Source organism: Bradyrhizobium sp. th-b2, assembly GCF_000426785.1.
In the GTDB taxonomy this organism is placed as follows: domain Bacteria; phylum Pseudomonadota; class Alphaproteobacteria; order Rhizobiales; family Xanthobacteraceae; genus Bradyrhizobium; species Bradyrhizobium septentrionale.
Map to the genome: position 1 here is coordinate 129,429 of NZ_AUGA01000009.1, position 18,593 is coordinate 148,021.

Here is an 18,593-nt window from a genome sequence, read left to right on the forward strand (position 1 = left end):
GGACTGACGCCGCATTCGGTTCGGTTACATTGAGGCGGATATGTTTCGTCGATCTAGCTGGATCTGGCTCCCTATCGTCGGCGCGGCCTTCGCTGCAACCGGTGCAAAGGCCGACGATGCCGTCGTGCGAAGCTTTGCCGGCGGTTCGGCTGCCTCCATGGTAGGGATCGTCCCGGCCGGCCAGGACGTCGAACTCGGGGGCCCGCAAGCGCTCAGCGCTGACGGGCAGGGAAACCTGTTTGTGCTTGATCAGGTCAACGGCCGCATTCTGCAGTTCGACCCCAAGCAACCGAACACTGCGCCTGACATCCTCAAGATGCCTGGCGATGTCCAGCCCACCGACCTCGTCGTCCGTAACGACGACATCATGGTCTGGGACGGCGGCGTACGGATGCTGAAGGCGGCACCGGGACAGTCCACGCGCGGGGTAGGTGGAGACGTGATCCAGCTTGAGGAAGTTTCGTCCCGCGGCACGGACGACCAGGTCGCCGTTTCGGCCTTCGCCCAAATGGGCTCGCAGGCGCTGAGCAGTCCAACCGACTTGCTCGATCAGAATACCCGCGCGGCCATCGTAAGGACGACGCGACAGCCCGACCGGCAGTATATCGCCTCGCGCAGCAAGGGATCGGTGATCGCTGATATTATTCCCGACAAGGGCAATGCCAGCGTTCGGGTCGAGATCCAGACCATGGTCAGCAACGAGACCATCGGTCAGCTCGGCCTGCGTGTGCGCAACCAGCTCGGCACCGTGGAGTTTCTCGAGATCGACAACAGTGATCGCTTCTACGTGCTGGCCGAGGACATTCCGCCGTCGGGCAAGAATGCCTCCACATTCGTCGCACGCTATGCCTCGAACGGACGCCTGGAGGGCATCTACGAGTTGCCCTTGGAGAACACGCCCGTGACCCGGCGGTTCGTCACTGTCTCAGGCGACGGCGATGTCTATTTTCTGCGTACCAAGCCGGAGGGCGTTGAGGTGGTTGGTGTCGGCTTCCGGCCCATGGGGAAGGTATCCGTCATTGACGTCAGGCCATCGCGCACTCCGGCCGCACCGGCGGCGCAGCCGGATATCAAGTTCAATGCGACCGCCGCCGTGCGGCCGTCCAATCGCCAGCAGGCGATCGAGACGGCCTTCGCCTTTGAGGGTGTCCAGTGGAAGTTGACACAGGCGAACTACGGTAGCGATCCCGACAGCCAATGCTCCGGTTTCAGCCGTATTCGCCGGCCGTGGTATCTGCAGGGCAAGGTAAACCAGGAAGTGCGCGGCGTGCCCTATTGCTGGGGTTGCCACGGTTCGCTCGCGAACTTCCGGCAGCGGATCGAAAGCGGGACGCTGGCAGGCAATGTCTGCACCCGTAACGAGCCACGGCCGGATGTGGCCGGCGTCGACTGTTCGGCATTCGTCAGCGCCGCGTGGGGACTTTCCGTCCACTACACGACCGCCGCCATCCCCGCGATCGCTGCACCCGTGACGAACCCCTGGGACCTCAAGCCTGGTGACGCCCTGAACAAGCCGGGTTCCCACGTGATGTTGTTCCTGCGGTTCACGCCGGATCGCAAGGCGGAGGTCATGGAATCCTCGACGGGCGGCTGCAACGGTCGCGTCTGCCGCAACGTCTATCCGTTGGCAAGCCTGCTGGCGCGCGGCTACGTTCCGGTCCGCTTTCGCGCCTTCGCAGATGATCAGACGACTGTTTCCGCGAACGCCTATCAGGAGAGCGAGGCGCCGGCAGGCCGCAAGACAGCGAACAAGCGGCGCTGAACCTGGGAACTTGCTCGGGCTACAGATGAACATGGATCACTGCCTGCGGGCTGGTTTCTGGAGGTCTGGACGGCATCCTGCCGCTCTACCTTACCGGTGTGGTTCCAGGGCAGACCTGCTTGATATCGAGGTGGATCACGATGCGAAGGCTCAAGGGCTTTGATCAAAAGACCGGTTGGCTGTGTAGCGCCATCCTGCTCGCTACGTTGGTCGGCCTGCCACTCCAGCGCGCGCATGCGGCGGGAGAACTGTCGATAAGTAACCCGGACGGTGCGGCCCTCCGGGCGCTCGTCATCGGCGTCGACGACTACCAGCATGTACGCAAATTGAAGGGCGCGGTCGCCGACGCCAATGACATCGTGTCCAGCCTGAGGACCATGGGCGTCAGCGATGTGGTCGAACTGACCAATGCACAGGTCGATAGGGCAAGCGTGCTGCGTGAGATCAGCTCACTGGTGGAGCGGACAAAGAGCAACGACCTCATCTTCCTGTCGATCGCAGGCCACGGCACGCAGGAGCCGGAGCGCATCAAGGGCTCCGAACCCGACGGAATGGAGAACGTGTTCCTGCTGCCCGAATTCGCTACCACGCCAGCCGGATCGGCCGAGCGCATTCTGGGAAGCGAATTCAACCATTTCATCCGGCAGTTCGAATTGCGTGGCGCGAAAGTGATCTTCGTTGCGGATACCTGCCACGGCGGTGGAATGGTGCGCGATATCGATCCGCGTGCGGCAGAGATGAGTTTTCGACAGGTGCCGCGCTACACGCTGCTGGTTGATGAATTGAAGCCGGTGTCGAGCAGCGACGACCCGAAGTCAGAACTCGATCTCGACCACACTGCGTTCATCGCCGCCGTCGATCGAAACACCAAGGCGCCGGAAGTGCGGATCCCCGGGATCGATGGCCTGCGCGGCGCACTGAGTTATGCCGTCGCGCGGGCAGTGGAGGGCAGCGCGGACATCAATCATGATGGCAAAGTGACTCTGAAGGAGCTTTTCAGCAATGTTCGGCAGGTGGTCTATCAACTGTCCGACCAACGCCAGAACATCGTGACGGTATCGTCGCCGACGCAGAGGCCGGAAACCGACGTCGCCTTCGAATTGACGCGCGGCGTGGTGCTGATCCAGGGGACGGCCGCGAGAGCTGCCTCCGGTCAGGCTGCTACCGTTACGCCCGCCGAGAAACAAACCCCCACGCCGCCGGCCGTTACGGCCACGTCACAGACCGCTCCAACCGGCGTCGCCGCGACCGGCCCGGCCGCGCCCAGTGCCGCACTGCCGCCCTTCCGTCTCACCACGCCGATCCGTTTGGCGGCGCTTGACGGCAAGATGAACTATTTCGCCGGCGTCAAGCCGCAGGATGCCAGCGTGCAGGCCGTTCAACCAACTGATAATCCCGACCTGATCTGGGACCCCGTGTCGCATGACGTCATCGCCTGGGGCGATGTGGTCGCTTATGGTGTTGACGTTGGCGACTTGACGACAGTGGTCAACCGAACTGCAGCCATTCGGGAGCTTAAGCGCATGGCGACGCGGTCGCCGCAGGTGATGCGTATTTGGCCGGATGATCGACAGCAGCGTAGCGGCCAGACCGTTGAGGTCGAATTGTCCGACGTCGGTTCACGCGCGGTGCTGCTGTTCAACGTGTCCGGTGATGGAACTATCCAAATGCTGTATCCGGTGGGTTCTGATGCCGCGCTGGCGCGATCGGCAAATCTGCGGCTTCCTCTTCGGGTAGGCGAGCCGTTCGGTGCCGAGCAGATCGTTGCGGTGACCTCGCAGCAGCGGATGGTTGACCTGGAGACGGTCCTGATGCAGCTCAACCGGCGTCGCGCCTCGGGGCAGGTCATCAAGAGTCTGGAGCGCTACCTGCCGGCGGACGCGCGGATCGCGTCGATCGGCTTTTTCAGCGTTCCCTGACAAACTTGGGAAAGCAGGTCATGTCGCCAGCGGAACTGGTTTGCCGCAAGCAATCATGGCTTGCGATCGTGCTGGTGCTGGCGGGAAGCGAGGTCGCGTGCGCGGCGCCGCTGCCATCGGCATCTCCATCTGCAGGTGCGACGAACGCTCAATCGGTCCGGCGCGTACAGGCCCCGCGCAGCCCGGCAAATGCCGCCAGCGTGTCGCTTGAAATCCTGCCGGGTCCAACTGTCAACATTGGCAGCAAGGTGTCATTCGGCGTCACCGCCAGGAAGCCTGGGTATCTCATGCTGGTGGATGTCGATGCGGAAGGGCGCATGTCCCAGATCTTTCCGACTGCCGAGCTATTGGCACAGTCGGTCGGAGCCGACATGAATCTTGTCAAGCCTGGCGTCCAATTCATTGTTCCGACCCCGGCGGCACAGCAACGCGGATTTGAGTATGTCGTCGCGCCGCCGGCCGGGTCCGCTGTGATCGTTGCGATCCTGAGCGAGCGGCGTGCGCAATTGCTCGATTTGCCAGACATTCAGCGCAAGCTTCAGGGGCCGGCCGATACGTTGAGCTATCTGTCGGATTGGACCAGTCAGCTGCGTGTACCGGACAGCGGCAGCGGAAAACTGGTGCCGAACAATTGGTCGTTCGACATCAAATCATACTCCATCAAGTAGGTAAGCGATCGCGTTGCTGCAGCTTGCTCAGGCGGCTGAAGGACCGCCCCGCGCGATCATGTGGTGAGGCTGACGTTCAGCTTCTTCAACGCAGCGCTCTGCGGTTGAGCTCCGTTGCCATCAGGCGTCGCCAAACCACGCCCCATCAGATTCCAGCTTTACCGATTGCGGGAAGAGGCGGCGACCCGATCTCGGGCGCGCCGCCGTGCATGCCGTCCTAGTTGCAGACCTCAACGTTGCCGGTACCGCCGCCGGGACCTCCGCCGCCACGGTAATCGAGATGACATCCGCGACGGACCGGGCGGCATAGATATGCATCACACATGATCTGACCGCTGCCACCCGAGGGCCTTGCAGTCGCCTGTCGTCGTCGAGGAATATCGGCTTGCGGCTCGGAGATATCGCGTAGCGAACGATCCGAGCGCGACGCGCGCGACGGGCGCTCATCCATGTTGCGCTTCGCCACCGGCTTTTTCCCGCGGCGCTTCTCGCATTCGTTGTCCTCGTTCAGGAACGAGCCCTCGGCGCAGGTGATCTTGCGGCACTGATCGCCGTCCGCCCTGTAGCCTTGCTCGCAGATCAGCGGGCAAACTCGGGCCGGTTTCAGCTTGATCGCATCGAGCGCATCGAGGCTTGCGAGCTTGACGTCAAATTTGGTCCCGGCGTGCCGGTTGAACAGGGTCAGGGAACGACGCGATGCCGCGTTCCACTCACCGTCGACGGAGCCCGTGAAACAGCCGACCCGGCTCAATTCGCTCTGTACTGATTTGGCAAGATCCTCCTGCGGCGCCGCCGGGTTCAAGGCGGCAACCTTCGTGCCCTCGCTAGTCTGGGAGGGGGGTGCCGGTGCAAGATCATCCGGCCTGGCGCTGTCGAGGGCAGGTCCGTTCGGGGAAAGCATGGCGACCGTTGAGGATTGGGATGCAGTCCGCTTCCGTTCGGCCTCGGTTGCTTGTTCCTGCGCTGCCTGCTTTGTTCTTTCAGCCGCGATCCGGGCATCCTCCGCAGCCTTGAAATCTGCGGCGGCTTTTTCCTGCTCGGCCCGCTGGGCACCTTCGGACACAAGCCGAGCTTGCTGCTGCTCCGCTTCCTGCGCTTTCTTGGTCGCGGTAACGCGTGCGTCCTCGGCGTCGATCTGATTGAGCTGAAGCTTGGCCAGATTTGAGTAATAGCCGTCGGGATGCTGGGCGAGGAACGCGCTCATGGCGGCCTTGTTGCCGACCTGCAGGGCCAATTCGTAGTCACGACGAGTCTCCGACGAGGCGTTAGCCGGCGACGGCGCCGGTTCCTCTGCCTTTGGCACGAGCGCAACGTCGTCGCCGCCCAACGAGCCGTAGACGTATGGCTCCTGTCGATTGCCGGTAGCTTGCAAGACATCGTCGCGGACGAAGCCGAAAGCCCTGCGCAAATCGAGTCCAGGCTTTGCGATATACTTGACCAGTGCTGTCGCGTATGGACTGTTCGTGCTGTTGCCGTCGAGCGCAGTCAGTCCGGCTTTTGCCGCAAACGCGATCAGCGTATTGGATACGGCGGGTTCCACCCGGGCGAGCCCGCGGCTGATCGCGCGCGAAGCGACGGTTCGTTTCATCGTGTCGGCAAATGGATTGTTGCGACAGGCGTCAACGATCACGACGCGCAGCTGCCTGGCGGGCTCGATCGCCAGCAGGATTCGATCAAGCGAGAAGGCCTCGTCATAGATATCGGTGTCGCGTTCAAGTCTGGCATCTGTCGGGATCAGATAATTCGTCCCGTCGATCTCGATGCCATGACCTGCATAGTAGACCACGGCAACGTCTGCATCGCGGGCTTGATCGGCGAAATCCCTCAGTGCCCGCCGCATGTCGCTCGAGGCCAGGTTGAGCCGGGACTCTACCACATCGAACCCGGCGCCCTTCAGGGTCGCGGCGATAGCGGCAGCATCATTGGCAGGATTCGGAAGCAGCGGCGCGTTTTGATAATTGGAGTTTCCGACGACCAGAGCCACTCGCTTCGTCGCCCAAGCTGGCTGGGACGCCAGGAGAACTGAAGCAGCAAGAAGGACAAAAACTCTGAGGTGTGTGCACAAGCGCATGGCGAACGTCCGAATTCGGCCCGAAACAATGGCAGCTTTATCGAAGATGGCCGCGCACAGACTCCACTGCGTCAAGCGTTACGAGCGCGCCGGCCTACCTCCGTACAGTAACAATCTTGAGTCTAATCCATTCCTGATGTTGTCGTTCGGGGCAGGGAGGACGTTCAAGCGCACACGGAAGAGTGTAGGGTTCATGGCGAGCATCCGAACGATATCGAGCGGCTTGTAAGATGTTGAAATAGTTGTATTTTTGTCTTTTGAGCAGGGCGGCTGGGAGTGCCGGCAACCGGCCAGGCTCGCCAGGCGAAGTTCCATCCTGATAGTGAACTCGGAATTGAGTGCGCATCGCCCGATGCGCAAGCGATGCTCGTCAGATCGTGAAGTTGGGACGGGCGCGTTGTTAGTTCCTGTGGCGAAGGTTCAACCGGCTGGTCTCGACTGTTTGTCGCAGCCGCGAGCCTGTTCCAGGGGACCGCGAACTGCGCTCATCTGGACGCAACGCCAATCCGCTCAAGCTGAGACCCGTGGGCCCAGAACAAGGATCGCGGCGCGACTGCTCAGGAAAATCTGAACATGCTCGCGTCGAGCTGTCCCGGTGTGATCCCGATCAGCCAGGCCGCGTTGCCTGCGGCATCGGTGATGATGGTCGAGGCGATGCCAGCGGCGTAGGTCTCGGCGGCCTGCACATCGGCAAACGAATGCAGCGATGTACCCGCGAAGTTCAGGATGTCATTGACACCGCCTGCATTGAAATCCTGGATGACCATGACTTCCGACGTCGTGTCGTCGATAGTGAATATGTCGGAGCCACCACCGCCCCAAGCGTAGTCGACGCCACCGCCGCCATTGATCACATCGGCACCGGTGCCCATCAGAAAGACGTCGACGCTACTGCCGCCGGTAACTGTATCGCCGCCATTGGAGCCGTAGATGTAATTCTGCCCTGAACCGCCGTAAATGACGTTGCCGTCGGTCTCACCCGAGGAGATGAAGATGTTGAGACCTGCGCCGCCATACATCGTATCGATGCCTGCGCCGCCATAGAAGTAGTTGGTGCCCATGTCGCCGTAGAGCACATCGTTTCCGGCTTCGCCGTACATCACATTCACGTCCGATGCCGACGCTCCACCAGTGCCATCGAGCAAATCATCGCCCGCGCCACCGAACAGGTAATTGAAGCCGGCGCCGCCGTAGAGGACATCGTTGCCGTCTTCGCCGAGCAGCACATCGAGGCCGTCGCCACCATAGACGGTGTCATCGCCAGCGCGCGCATAGGTGTAGTCGTTGCCGGCGTTGAGATAGAAGATGTTCGCGTCGGACGTGCCGACAAGCACGTCGTTGTAGGCGCCGCCAACCAATCCTTCGATCGAATTGAGCTGATCCGTGCCCAGTCCGGGCGCGGTGACGACCGGGTTGGTGAGATAAATGAGAAGATTGCCCGTCGCGCCCGAGAAGTCCGCGAGATCAAGTCCGCCACCGCCGTTGAGGGTGTCGTTTCCAGGTCCGCCGCTCAGCGTATCGCCTTCCGCGCTGCCGTTCAGCGTGTCGTCTCCGTCCAGCCCTTCGAGCCAGCCGCCGTAGGATGGCGCGGTGAGCGTCTCGGCCGCCGACGTTCCAAGCGTCACCAGCGATAAGGTCTGGTCTGAAAACTGCAGCGTATTGACGCCAATCAGAGTGGCGCTGCCAAGCGGCGATCCCGGGCGTGTGTCGGTGAGGATGAAGGAGTTGCCGCTGCCGCGCGATATCTGGAAGGCGCTGAGCGGTGCAGCGAAGGTGGCCGTATTCTGGGCAAGCGGGTCGCCGTAGGCGGTATCGTTGCCGCCGCTCAAGATGAACGTCTTGGTCCCCGAGCCGCCGTAAAGCAGATCGTTGCCTGCGCCGCCGTCGAGCGTATCGTTGCCGTTCCCCCCGTAAAGCACGTCGTTGCCGGCGCCGCCGGCGAGTGCATCGTTGCCGTTAGCTCCGTAGAGCCGGTCGTTGCCTGCGCCGCCAGCGAGCGTGTCGTCGCCGTCGCCGCCGTAAAGCAGGTCGTTGCCGTCACCGCCGTCGAGAAGATTGCCGCCTTCATTGCCGATCAGCCGATCGTCGCCGTTGCCGCCGTAGAGCGAGTCGGCGTCGGTGCTTGCCGTGAACGCAAGACTCGACGTGGCATAGATGAGGTCATTGCCATCGTCGCCATAGAGCTGGTCGGCCCCGCTGCCGCCGTTGATCGTATCGTTTCCGGCATCACCGTGGATGAAATCCGCGTCGCCGCCATCGCCGCCATACAAGCTCCAGCCGGGTGTGTCGCCCCACAGCTGATCGTCGCCGACGCCACCGTAGATGACGTCCTTGCCGGCATCGCCGGTGATGTAATCCGCACCCGCTTCGCCGAGCAGGATATCGTCTCCGGCGCCTCCCGACACCGAGTCGTTGCCATTGCCGCCGTAGACAATGTCGTTCCCGGAATTGCCGTTCAGCGAGTCGTTGCCATCTTCGCCGTAGACGACGTCGTCCCCGGGGCCGCCGCTCAGATAATCGAACGCGCCGCCACCGACGACGGTGTCGTTGCCGGCTTCACCCGAGAGAAAATTGTTGGCGGGGTTGTTCGCCAGAACCGTATCGTTGCCGGCCAGGATTGCGCGCCACAGCCCTGAAATATCGAGGCTCGACGTGATGGTGTAGCTGACCCCGGTGATCGATTCCCAAAGCGACGCCCCGTCGCTGGACGTCCAGCTAATCCCGGTGACGACACCGCCTGTCAGACTGCTTCCGCTATAGGTCAGCCCAGTCCCGATGATGTTGATCAGACCGTAGGTGGAGCTGGGCAGTCCACTCGGATAGATGGGATCAAAGCCGAACTGCAAACCCCAGGGTTCCGCGATAAAATCGGTTTGCGGTTCGACGATCTGCCAAATCGGATCGCCGTTGGGAAACGACGCAAACATGAACGGTTCGGGATGAGGATTGATCGTATAAACGGCCATGCTCAACTCCGGCAATATGGCGCCAACGAGGGCGCTCATTAAAACCTTAGGTTACGCATTGCGGGGCGGTTGGAAAGACCCAATTGGGTGATGCACCGGGCCCCGATGCAGTTCCGGCACACGGGGTCGGGCGAGGGCTGCCGCGCCGAAGCCCAAAGGGCGAAGGCGGGCGGCGTCCGACGTCCCGCCCGCTCACGCCATCCGCGCAAACAGCTCGACCAGCGTCTCGCGCAACCAGCGTTGCGCGGGGACGGTGTCGTTGCGCTGGTGCCAGAACAGGCTGACAACGCGCGGCGGGGCCGGCAGCGGCACCGGCATCGCGTGCAGATCGGGTGCTTGGCGGGACTGCGCGCTGAGATCGCGCGGCAGCACGGCGATCAAATCGGACTGCCGCAGGATTTCGTAGGCGGCGTTGTAGTGATTGACAGTGGCGACCAGATTGCGCGACAGCCCGCGCGAGGCGAGAAACTGGTCGTAGGTCGGCAGCGTCCTGCCGGCGAGGCTGACATCGACATGCTTGGCGGCGAGGAAGCCGCGCGTGCTGAGCCGCTTCTGCCTGGCGAGCGGATGATCCCGCCGCATCATGCAGGCATACTCGACGGTCCACAGCGAGCGTGAGCGGATCACGGCCGGCGGATGCTGCGCCTCGTTGACATAGACGCTCAGCACGCAATCGACCCGGTTGTCTTCGAGCCGGTCGCCGATCTCCAGGATGGTGTTGGGCATGGTGTGGATGCGCGCGGACGGCGCCACATCATTAAAGCGGTTCAGCAGCCGCGGCATCACAAGCGAGGAGACGTAATCCGACATCGACAGGCTGAATTCAGCCTGGGTGCGCCGCGGATCGAAGGCATCCTCGTCGAGCGCGTGGCGGACGTTTTCCAGGGCGTCGCCGATCGGCTCCCACAGCGCCACGGCGCGCTGCGTCGGGCGGATCCCGCTGGCGGTGCGGACGAACAGGGGGTCGCCGAGCGCGTCACGCAACCGGGCGAGCGCGTTGCTGACCGCGGGCTGGGTCATGGTCAGCGCGCTCGCGGCGCGCGTGACGCTGCCCTCGGTCATCGGCGCCTCGAAGACTTTCAGAAGGTTGAGGTCGAGCGTGCGGAAGGCCATCGGCAATATTCACGTTGGTGATGTACTAGATAATAATTATAAATTATTGCCATAATGTCGATTTGTCTATCATTCCCCGATTGACCCCGCGGCGCGTGCCGAACCGTGGGGCGCCGAGGGGGATGTTTCATGTCGATGATATCGGCGCGCATCGAGCGCCTGCCGTTCGCGCGTTTCCATGTTCACCTGCTGCTGATGGGCGGCCTGGGCTATCTGTTCGACGCGATGGATGCCGCGGTGCTGGCGTTCATCCTGCCGGTGCTGCGCACCGCGTGGGGGCTCACCAATGTCGAGACCGGCGTGCTCGGCAGCAGCACCTTCGTCGGCTATCTGTTCGGCGCGCTGTTCGCAGGGATGCTGGGTGACCTGATCGGCCGCCGCGCGGTGATGATGTCGGCGCTGGCGCTTTACAGCGCGGCCTCGCTGGCGAGCGCGGCGGTGGACAGCTGGCCGTCGTTCTTCGCCGCACGCGTCGTCGCCGGCATGGGCACCGGCGCGGAGAGCGCGATCATCGCGCCATACCTCGCAGAGTTCGTGGCGCGGCGTTACCGCGGCAGCTTCACCGGCGCGCTCGCCGGCTTCTTCTCCTTCGGCTTCGTCGCCGCCGCCTTGCTCGGCTATTTCATCGTGCCCGCCTATGAGAACGGCTGGCGCATCGTACTGGTCATCACTGCCGTGCCGGTCGTGATGCTGCTGTGGTGGCGCCGCTCGCTGCCGGAATCGCCGCGCTGGCTGGAAAGCCGGGGCAGGGTGCAGGAAGCTGAGGCGGTGCTCGACAAGATCGAGGCCAGCTTCGCGCGTGAAGGCCGCGTGCTGCCGCCTGCGGTCGCGGAGCCCGCTACGCCGGCCGCATCGTCGGGGACGCTGCTCAGCAATTTTGCGGCGCTCCTGGCCGGCCGCCAGGCGCGGATCACCACCATGACCTGGATCATGTGGCTGTCGATCACGTTCAGCTACTATTCGTTCTTCGTCTGGATTCCCGGCCTGCTGGTCCAGAACGGCATGAGCATAACCAAGAGTTTTGGCTACTCGCTCGCGATGTATTGCGCGCAGGTGCCCGGCTATTTCACCGCCGCCTGGTTCAACGAGCGGATCGGAAGGCAGGCCACGATCGCATCCTACATGCTGCTCGGTGGCGTCGGCGCGATGGGACTCGCATTTGCAAAAAGCGACGGCGAGATCATGCTGGCCGGCCTGGTGCTGTCGTTCTTCATGAACGGCACCTATGCAGGTGTCTATGCCTACACCGCCGAGGTGTTTCCGACCGCGATCCGAACCACGGGCGCCGGGCTCGCATCCGCGATCGGCCGCATCGGTGCGATCATCGCGCCGATCCTGGTCGGCTATCTCTATCCCAATTTCGGCTTTGCCGGCGTGTTCGGCGTCACCACGTCCGTGCTGGTGATCGGTGCCGTCACCGTCGTGCTGATGGGCGTGCCGACGCGCGGTCGATCGCTCGAAGACATCGCAACCGAAGCTGCGTGATCACGCAGGCCGCGTCCTGACAAGGAGACCATCATGTCCACCATCCTCTTCAAGAATGCTGCGCTGCTCGATCCGCTGCGGCCAGATCTCCTCGAAGGCCATCACGTGCTGGTCGAGGATCGCCTGATCAAGGAAGTGTCCGATCGGCCGATCGAGGCCGCCGCGGACCGGGTCATCGACCTCAAGGGCAAGACCCTGATGCCCGGTCTGATCGACCTGCATGTGCATGCGGTTGCCGTCGAGCTCGACCTGTCGCAGCAGGCGCGGATGGCGAATGTGCTGGTGACGCTGCGCTCGACCATGCTGCTGCGCGGCATGCTGAAGCGCGGCTTCACCACCGTCCGCGATGCCGGTGGCGCCGGCTATGCGCTGAAGCAGGCGATCGACACCGGGCTGACCGATGGTCCGAGGCTGTTCGTCTCCGGCCGCGCGCTCAGCCAGACCGGCGGACATGGCGACGGGCGCGCCCGCTCGGACTATCTGAACGATCCGATATGCTCCTGCTGCGTGCGGGTTGGCGCGATCGCACGCGTCGTCGACGGCGTCGATGCCGTGCGCAAGGCGGTGCGCGAAGAGCTGCAGATGGGCGCCGACCAGATCAAGATCATGGCGTCCGGCGGCGTCGCGTCGCCGACCGATCCGATCGGTGCCTTCGGCTATTGCGAGGACGAGATCCGCGCCATCGTCGCGGAGGCGCGGGCGCGTCACACCTATGTGCTGGCCCATGCCTACACCGCCGAGGCGATCGAGCGTGCAGTGCGTTGCGGCGTGCGAACCATCGAGCACGGCAATCTGGTCGATCTGCCGACCGCGCGGCTGATGGCCGAGCAGGGCGCCTATGCGGTGCCGACGCTCGTCACCTATGAGGCGCTGGCCACCGAGGGCGCGAAATACGGCCTGCCGGCGGCGAGCGTCGCCAAGGTCGCCGACGTGCGCGATGCGGGGCTGCGCTCGCTCGCGATCTACCGCGAGGCCGGCGTCAGGATGGGATACGGGTCCGATCTGCTCGGACCGTCGCAGCGGCTGCAGAGCGACGAGTTCCGGATCCGCGCCGAGGTGCTGGGTGCGCAGGCGGTGATCGAAAGCGCGACAATTGTCGGCGCCGAAGTGCTCGGCATGGCGGGCAAGCTCGGCCGCATCGTGCCGGAGGCCTTCGCCGATCTCCTGGTGGTGGAAGGCAATCCGCTGCGCGACGTGGCGTGCCTGCTCGGCCAGGGCGAGCACATCCCGCTTGTCATGAAGGCCGGCAAGGCCGAGGTCGATCGGCTGGGCGGGTAGGGCCTCCTTGTCACCTCGCCCCGCGTGCGGCATGGCGATCGCATATGGCGCTTGCGGGCTTCTGCAACTGAGGTGTCCACGCTGTCATGGCCGGGCTATGGGACGAGGCTGATAGCCGGATGCGATAGCCTGCCGTCGCAGGGAGGTAATGCCAAAATATCGAAAACAACCCCATGCAAAGTAGCCGGCGGCTGCCGGCGGACACGGCAGCTTGACTCGTCGGGCAACTCAGCGGCATTATTCGATTATACAGAAATCGTGCAGCTTCGCTCGTCTCGACCCCGCAAGCGGGAGAGGTGCAGCCAGTTCAGTCTGACTTCAGTGTGCTTTAGTCTTCGGTTCTCACCACACCACGCGGAAGCCGGCGGTGCCCTTGTAGCTGTGGTTGTCGCCGGCATCCTGCAGGCTGGCGCGATAGGTCGCTTCGCCGAACAAAGTGTAGCGGCCGTTGGCCCAGCTGTAGCTGCCGCCGCCGCCGATGCTGCCCCACAGGCGATCGTTGGCACTGGCAAAGCCGGTGCCCGCGACATCGACATTGCTGCCGTCGAGGAATTCGTAGTGCAGATTGCCGATCGCGTAGAGGTCCGAGCGGACGATGCTCGTCCCGTCATACCAGCTCTTCTGGTGATTGAGCATAAGACCGACGCGGCCGAGCAGGCTGTCGGCGTTGGTGAGCGAGACCAGCGCGCCGAAGCGGTCGGTGAAGCCGTCGAAGTCGACCTTCGAATAAGCGAGCTGCGCCTGCGGCGTCAGCGAAAACCCGTTGCTGACATCGAATCGCTTGCCGCCTTCGATACTGAAGGCATAACCGAGGCCTTCATTGCCGTGAGCCATGTTGCCGACAAGATCGGAAGTGAGATCGCCGCGGTAGAACATGGTCTGCATCTGGCCGTCGACGTAGACGCCGTTGTCGCCATACCAGGTGGCGGTGGCGCCGACGCCGGTGCCCTCGGCGCGGATGCGGCCGTTGCCGAACAGCGAATTCACATAGGCCGTGGTCAGGCCGTATTGCAGCGTAAGCCCGACGATCAGGCGCCCATAGCTGTTCTCGAGCGCAAGGCCGTCGAGCCCGGCCTGCGCCTTGAACTGATCGCTGTTGGTGGTCGAGCCCGTGGTGTTCGACGGCCGCAGGCTGGATTGACCGCCCTCGACGCGGCCCCAGAATGCCGACTGCGTCCACGAACTGTCCGCCTGCGCCGCCGGCGTGACGCCCATCCGCGCCATCGCCTCTCCGGCGCCGCCACCCCAATAGCGGTTGCCGACGCGTTCCTGCAGCGACGGCAGTTCGTTCATGCCGAGCAGCACCCCGGCATAGTTTTCGTAAAGCGGCACGCCGGGCTGATAGAGCGGACCTGCGATCACGGGCGGTGTCGTCGGATCGCTGGGATTGGCGAGGCTGGAGCGCAGATACCAGTCGCCATCCGATGGCGTCGAGATGCCGTTCTTCTGCAGCGTGTAGCCATAGGCGCCGGCGACGATCGCCTGCTCGCCCTTCAGCACATAGTCGCCGGCCAGCGCGAAGGTGCCGTTCGAGGCGCCGGCGACGTCGATCAGCCTGATGCCGTCAACCGTCTGCACGCCGCCGCCGCCGAAATTGGTGACCTTCACGGTCGAGGTGCCCGAAGTGCTTCCCAGCACGAAGAGGCGGTCGGTGGCTGAGCTATCGCCGCCGAGCACGGTGTTGAACAGCAGCGTTCCGCCATTGCCGGCGTAATTGCCGGCGACCGTCAGCGTGGTCCCGGGCGTCGTGCCGAACCGCAACGTGCCGGCATTGCTGAATCCGCCCACGACCTGGCTGAAGCCGTTGAGGTCGATCGTGGTGCCGGCGCCGGCCGTGACGGCAGATACCGAGCTGAAGGCATCGGCCGCACCGGCGCGCAGCGTACCGCCGCTGACCGTGGTGGCACCGCTGTAGCTGTTGATGCCGGACAGGATTTGCGTGCCGCCGGTGAGTGCAAGCCCGCCGGTGCCCTTGATCGCACCGGCAAACGTGTCGCTGGCATTGGTGAGTGTCAGCGTCTTGGCGCCGAGCGCGACATTGCCGCTGCCGGCCAGACTCTGGATGCTGGTGCCGGCGCCGGTGAGTCCGGAGATATCGAAGACCGAATTCGCCACCACATGGCTCGAATTGCTGATCGATCCCGTGCCTGCAAGCGCCAGCGTGCCGCCGGAGATCGTGGTCAGGCCGCTATAGGCGTTGACGCCGGACAGCGTCTCGGTGCCGCCGCGTGAGCGTCAGGCCGCCGCTGCCGCCGATCACGCCGGCGAACGTGTCGTTCGCGGCCGTCAGCGTCAGCGTCTTGGCGCCGAGATCGACGCCGCCGGTGCCCGACAGCCGCTGGATGCTGGTGCCGGCGCCGGAGAGCCCTGCGATGCTGAACGTGCCGTTCGCGATCACCTGGCTGGAGGCGGCAATATCGCCACCGCCGGTCAGTGACAGCGTGCCTCCCCCGATCGTGGTCGCGCCGCTATAGGCCTGGACGCTCGACAGCGCCTGCGTGCCGCCGGTGAGCTGCAATCCGCCGGTGCCGCTGATCGAGCCTGCAAACGTATCGTGCCCATTGGTGATGATCAGGTCCTTGGTGCCCAGCGTGACGCTGCCGGCGCTGCTGCCCGCGAGGCTCTGGATGTGCGAGGCGGCATCGGCGATGCGCGAAATGTCGAAGGTTGCATTCGCGACGACCCGGCTTGAGTTGGCGAGGGCATCGCTGGCGCCGGCGATGACGCCAATCGAGAGCGTGCCCTGCTGGATCACCGTCTCGCCGGTGTAGGTGCTGCCGCCCCGGAGGAACAAGGTTCCGGCGCCGGTCTTGGTCAATCCGCCGACGCCGCTAAGGCCGCCGGCGCTTGAAGCGATGACAGTGAACCCGTTGGTGTCGAAGGTCAGCCCGCCCGCGGCGATGTTGTTCTGGGCGGCCGTTCCGCCGAAGAAGTTGGCGTTGTTGCCGACGGCGCGGACGAGGGCGTTGTCGTAATTTACCTGGCCCCCGGCGTTGCTGATAGCGATGTTGCTTGTCTCCAGCGTGCCGCCGCTGATGTTGAGGGTGCCTGAGCCGGTGCCGGCAGGGCTGGTGACCACGATCCTGCCTCCGGTGACAACAGTCGCACCGTTCTCGATGTTGAGGGTGTTTGTGCCAACAGCGGTGATATTAAGTATGCCGTTGATGTTCCATCGCGATCCGGCTCCGGTCACGGTCACGGTGGATGTCGTGCCAGTGGTAGTGCCGATCGAAAGGGAGGCGCCGGTGGTGGTCAATATCGCGCCGTTTTGAATTGTGAGATTGGCCGTCGCTCCAGCTATGGGGCGAACACTGAAATTGCCTGTCGTGCCGGTCGCCCCGGGGGCTACGCCGAGGACGACGTTTGCACCCGAACCAATGGCAACCGCTCCGCCAGCGACCGGGGCCGTTCCCGTGCTCCAGTTCGAGCCGACCGTCCAGTCGTTGCTGGTGGCGCCGAGTCCACGCCTGCGCCGCCGCGGATCGCGGCGACAGCGCCGCGAGCGCGGCTACCGAAGCGCTCATCAACAGCAGGCGTTGGAAATGCACGCGTCCGCGGGATGGTGATGCAGTTCGTCGCGCACTTAGGCGAAGCTTGTCATCCGTCTGTCGCTGTTTCGTCGCAGCCCCGATGCATTCGCGCATGGTGCTTTGGCCCCTTGTTCTTGCCGCTGCCCGGCAGGTTGCATTCCGGCAAACATTCGCCGACAGCGGATGTGTGTTACGCTATGTGACTCACTGTGAGCTGACAAATGAAGGTTGTATCGTGGGCAACGAAGCGGAGCGCGGTGTGCTCGCGATGCAACGTCCGCGCGCTGCAATTAATCGATCGCTAACCAGTTGAGTCGCGTTGGGCACGGTACCGTGCGCAAGCACATGTCAGAGGCCGCCGGGCAAGGTCGCAATCGCAGGGGTAACGCCGTTCGGAGAGACAGGTAACAGATCGTCGGCATGGAGGGGGCTTGGGCAGGCCCGCATGCGGTGCCTCGACCGCTAGACGCGCACGATCACATTACCGCTGGCAACGTTGACGTGGCCGGGCGGACACACGACATACCGCCTGCCTGATCCCACTCGCCGCTCCGGAGCAAGAAATGAACGCGCCCAACATCGATTCCGTCGCTCCGCAGTCTGACGGCGACATTGTGCGCTGGCTGACCAACGAGACGCGCGACCAGCGCTTCATCGACAACATCTTCGCCGAGCTCTGCCTGCGGCTGCAGCGTGCGGGCATTCCCCTCAAGCGCGCGACGATGAATCTCCTGATCCAGCATCCGCAATGGCTTGGCGCCCGGATCATCTGGGCCGACGGCAAGCGCGAGGCCGAGATCACGCGGGTCGACTACGAGGTCAGGGAGCGCTCGGAATATATCGGCAGTCCGGTCTATGAAATCCATGAAGGGGCGACCGAAGTGCGCGAACGGCTCGAACGCGAGCCGGGCCGCAAGCACGCGCTCTATGACGAGATGCGCGCGCAGGGATTGACGGACTATGTGGCGTGGCCGCTGCTTCATACGCTTGGCAAGCGGCATGTCGTGACGTTTGCGACCGACCGGCCCGGAGGTTTCGACGATGCGCAAATCGCCAGCCTCTCGAAGCTGCTGCCGGTGCTGGCGCTGGTCAGCGAAATCCGGATGAAGAACCGCCTGGCGCGGACGCTGCTCGAGACCTATGTCGGGTCGCATGCCGGCGAGCTGATCCTGGCGGGTGCGACGCGGCGGGGCAGCGGGACGACGGTGCGCGCCGCGATCATGATCTGCGATCTCAGGGACTTCACCCGGATATCGGACAGCTGGCCGCGCGACGACGTGATCGATCTCCTGAACGATTATTTCGACGCGATGTCGGAGCCGATTGCGCGGCATGGCGGGGAAATCCTGAAATTCATCGGCGACGGACTGCTCGCCATCTTCCCGCTCAGCGACCCAAAAGCCTGCGCCAATCTGCTGCACGCCGTGTCCGAGGCGCGGCTGGCGATGGCGGCGCTGAGCGAAAAGAACAGCATGATGGGCCGGGCGCCGATGAATTACGGCATCGGCGTCCATGTCGGCGACGTCATGTACGGCAACATCGGATCGCGCACCCGGCTCGACTTCACCGTGATCGGACCTGCGGTGAACATGGCGTCGCGCCTCGAAGCGCTCACCAAGCAATTGGGAAAAAACGTGCTGCTGTCGCGTGCGTTCGCCGACCTCGTCGAACGCGATTTCCGGCTCGAACGCGTCGGCGAACACGCGGTGCGCGGCTTCAGCGAGCCGATCGAGCTGTTTGCATTTCAAGGGTGAGGGCCGGGACGTTCGGAGAGAGGCCAATCCGTAGCGTGGACGTCAGC

General features: G+C 63.8%; 11 protein-coding genes and 1 pseudogene. 6 read left to right on the forward strand and 6 right to left on the reverse strand.

The genetic code is table 11. From position 1 onward, the window contains the following. Positions 1–40 precede the first annotated feature (40 nt). The 3 genes from K359_RS0115795 to K359_RS0115805 all read left to right on the forward strand — a co-directional run bounded on the left by K359_RS0115795 (position 41) and on the right by K359_RS0115805 (position 4,349). Positions 41–1,762, forward strand: coding sequence for a hypothetical protein (locus tag K359_RS0115795; protein WP_029080214.1), 1,722 nt, complete (start codon positions 41–43; stop codon positions 1,760–1,762). A gap of 140 nt (positions 1,763–1,902) precedes the next feature. Beyond that, positions 1,903–3,681, forward strand: a complete 1,779-nt coding sequence (locus tag K359_RS0115800; RefSeq protein ID WP_035976638.1) for a caspase family protein — start codon at positions 1,903–1,905, stop codon at positions 3,679–3,681. A 5-nt stretch (positions 3,682–3,686) separates the two neighbouring features. Next, a complete protein-coding gene (locus K359_RS0115805; protein ID WP_245284623.1) occupies positions 3,687–4,349 on the forward strand; it encodes a DUF4384 domain-containing protein in 663 nt (220 codons plus the stop codon). Positions 4,350–4,566: 217 nt separating this feature from the next. Here K359_RS0115805 and K359_RS0115810 read toward each other — a convergent pair whose 3' ends face one another. The 3 genes from K359_RS0115810 to K359_RS0115820 form a co-directional block, all read right to left on the reverse strand. Next, the gene (locus K359_RS0115810) at positions 4,567–6,333 is read right to left on the reverse strand and encodes a caspase family protein (RefSeq protein ID WP_029080217.1); all 1,767 of its coding nucleotides are present in this window, start codon (positions 6,331–6,333) and stop codon (positions 4,567–4,569) included. Positions 6,334–6,977: 644 nt separating this feature from the next. Continuing rightward, the gene (locus K359_RS0115815) at positions 6,978–9,386 is read right to left on the reverse strand and encodes a calcium-binding protein (RefSeq protein WP_029080218.1); all 2,409 of its coding nucleotides are present in this window, start codon (positions 9,384–9,386) and stop codon (positions 6,978–6,980) included. 192 nt (positions 9,387–9,578) lie between these two features. Then, positions 9,579–10,499 (reverse strand): LysR family transcriptional regulator, encoded by a 921-nt coding sequence (locus tag K359_RS0115820; RefSeq protein ID WP_035976640.1) that lies wholly within the window; start codon positions 10,497–10,499, stop codon positions 9,579–9,581. A gap of 129 nt (positions 10,500–10,628) precedes the next feature. Here K359_RS0115820 and K359_RS0115825 point away from each other — a divergent pair, with 129 nt between their 5' ends. After that, on the forward strand, positions 10,629–11,984 hold the full coding sequence (locus K359_RS0115825; protein WP_029080220.1) for an MFS transporter: 1,356 nt from the start codon (positions 10,629–10,631) through the stop codon (positions 11,982–11,984). A gap of 33 nt (positions 11,985–12,017) precedes the next feature. Then, entirely contained in the window at positions 12,018–13,262 is a 1,245-nt protein-coding gene (locus K359_RS0115830; RefSeq protein WP_029080221.1) for an amidohydrolase family protein, read from the forward strand. A 342-nt stretch (positions 13,263–13,604) separates the two neighbouring features. On the opposite strand, the gene K359_RS52090 is transcribed toward K359_RS0115830, so the two are convergent. From K359_RS52090 to K359_RS66190, 3 genes and pseudogenes are all read right to left on the reverse strand, one after another. Further along, complete coding sequence (locus K359_RS52090) at positions 13,605–15,473, reverse strand: autotransporter outer membrane beta-barrel domain-containing protein (protein ID WP_371261160.1); 1,869 nt, start codon at positions 15,471–15,473, stop codon at positions 13,605–13,607. After that, positions 15,451–16,341, reverse strand: a complete 891-nt coding sequence (locus K359_RS52095; RefSeq protein WP_198031150.1) for an autotransporter-associated beta strand repeat-containing protein — start codon at positions 16,339–16,341, stop codon at positions 15,451–15,453. The genes K359_RS52090 and K359_RS52095 overlap by 23 nt, the downstream gene beginning before the upstream one ends. Positions 16,342–16,416: 75 nt before the next feature. After that, positions 16,417–16,461: pseudogene (locus K359_RS66190) on the reverse strand (hypothetical protein); the annotation flags it as partial. 894 nt (positions 16,462–17,355) lie between these two features. On the opposite strand from K359_RS66190, the gene K359_RS0115840 reads away from it, so the two are divergent. Beyond that, positions 17,356–18,546 (forward strand): adenylate/guanylate cyclase domain-containing protein, encoded by a 1,191-nt coding sequence (locus tag K359_RS0115840; RefSeq protein WP_029080222.1) that lies wholly within the window; start codon positions 17,356–17,358, stop codon positions 18,544–18,546. Positions 18,547–18,593 lie beyond the last annotated feature (47 nt).

Excerpts from the sequence above, each read along its gene's own strand:
- K359_RS0115815 (WP_029080218.1), bottom strand. The coding sequence starts at position 9,386 with ATGGCCGTTTATACGATCAATCCTCATCCCGAACCGTTCATGTTTGCG.
- K359_RS0115795 (WP_029080214.1), top strand. The coding sequence starts at position 41 with ATGTTTCGTCGATCTAGCTGGATCTGGCTCCCTATCGTCGGCGCGGCC.
- K359_RS0115820 (WP_035976640.1), bottom strand. The coding sequence starts at position 10,499 with ATGGCCTTCCGCACGCTCGACCTCAACCTTCTGAAAGTCTTCGAGGCG.
- K359_RS0115840 (WP_029080222.1), top strand. The coding sequence starts at position 17,356 with ATGAACGCGCCCAACATCGATTCCGTCGCTCCGCAGTCTGACGGCGAC.
- K359_RS0115825 (WP_029080220.1), top strand. The coding sequence starts at position 10,629 with ATGTCGATGATATCGGCGCGCATCGAGCGCCTGCCGTTCGCGCGTTTC.
- K359_RS0115830 (WP_029080221.1), top strand. The coding sequence starts at position 12,018 with ATGTCCACCATCCTCTTCAAGAATGCTGCGCTGCTCGATCCGCTGCGG.
- K359_RS0115800 (WP_035976638.1), top strand. The coding sequence starts at position 1,903 with ATGCGAAGGCTCAAGGGCTTTGATCAAAAGACCGGTTGGCTGTGTAGC.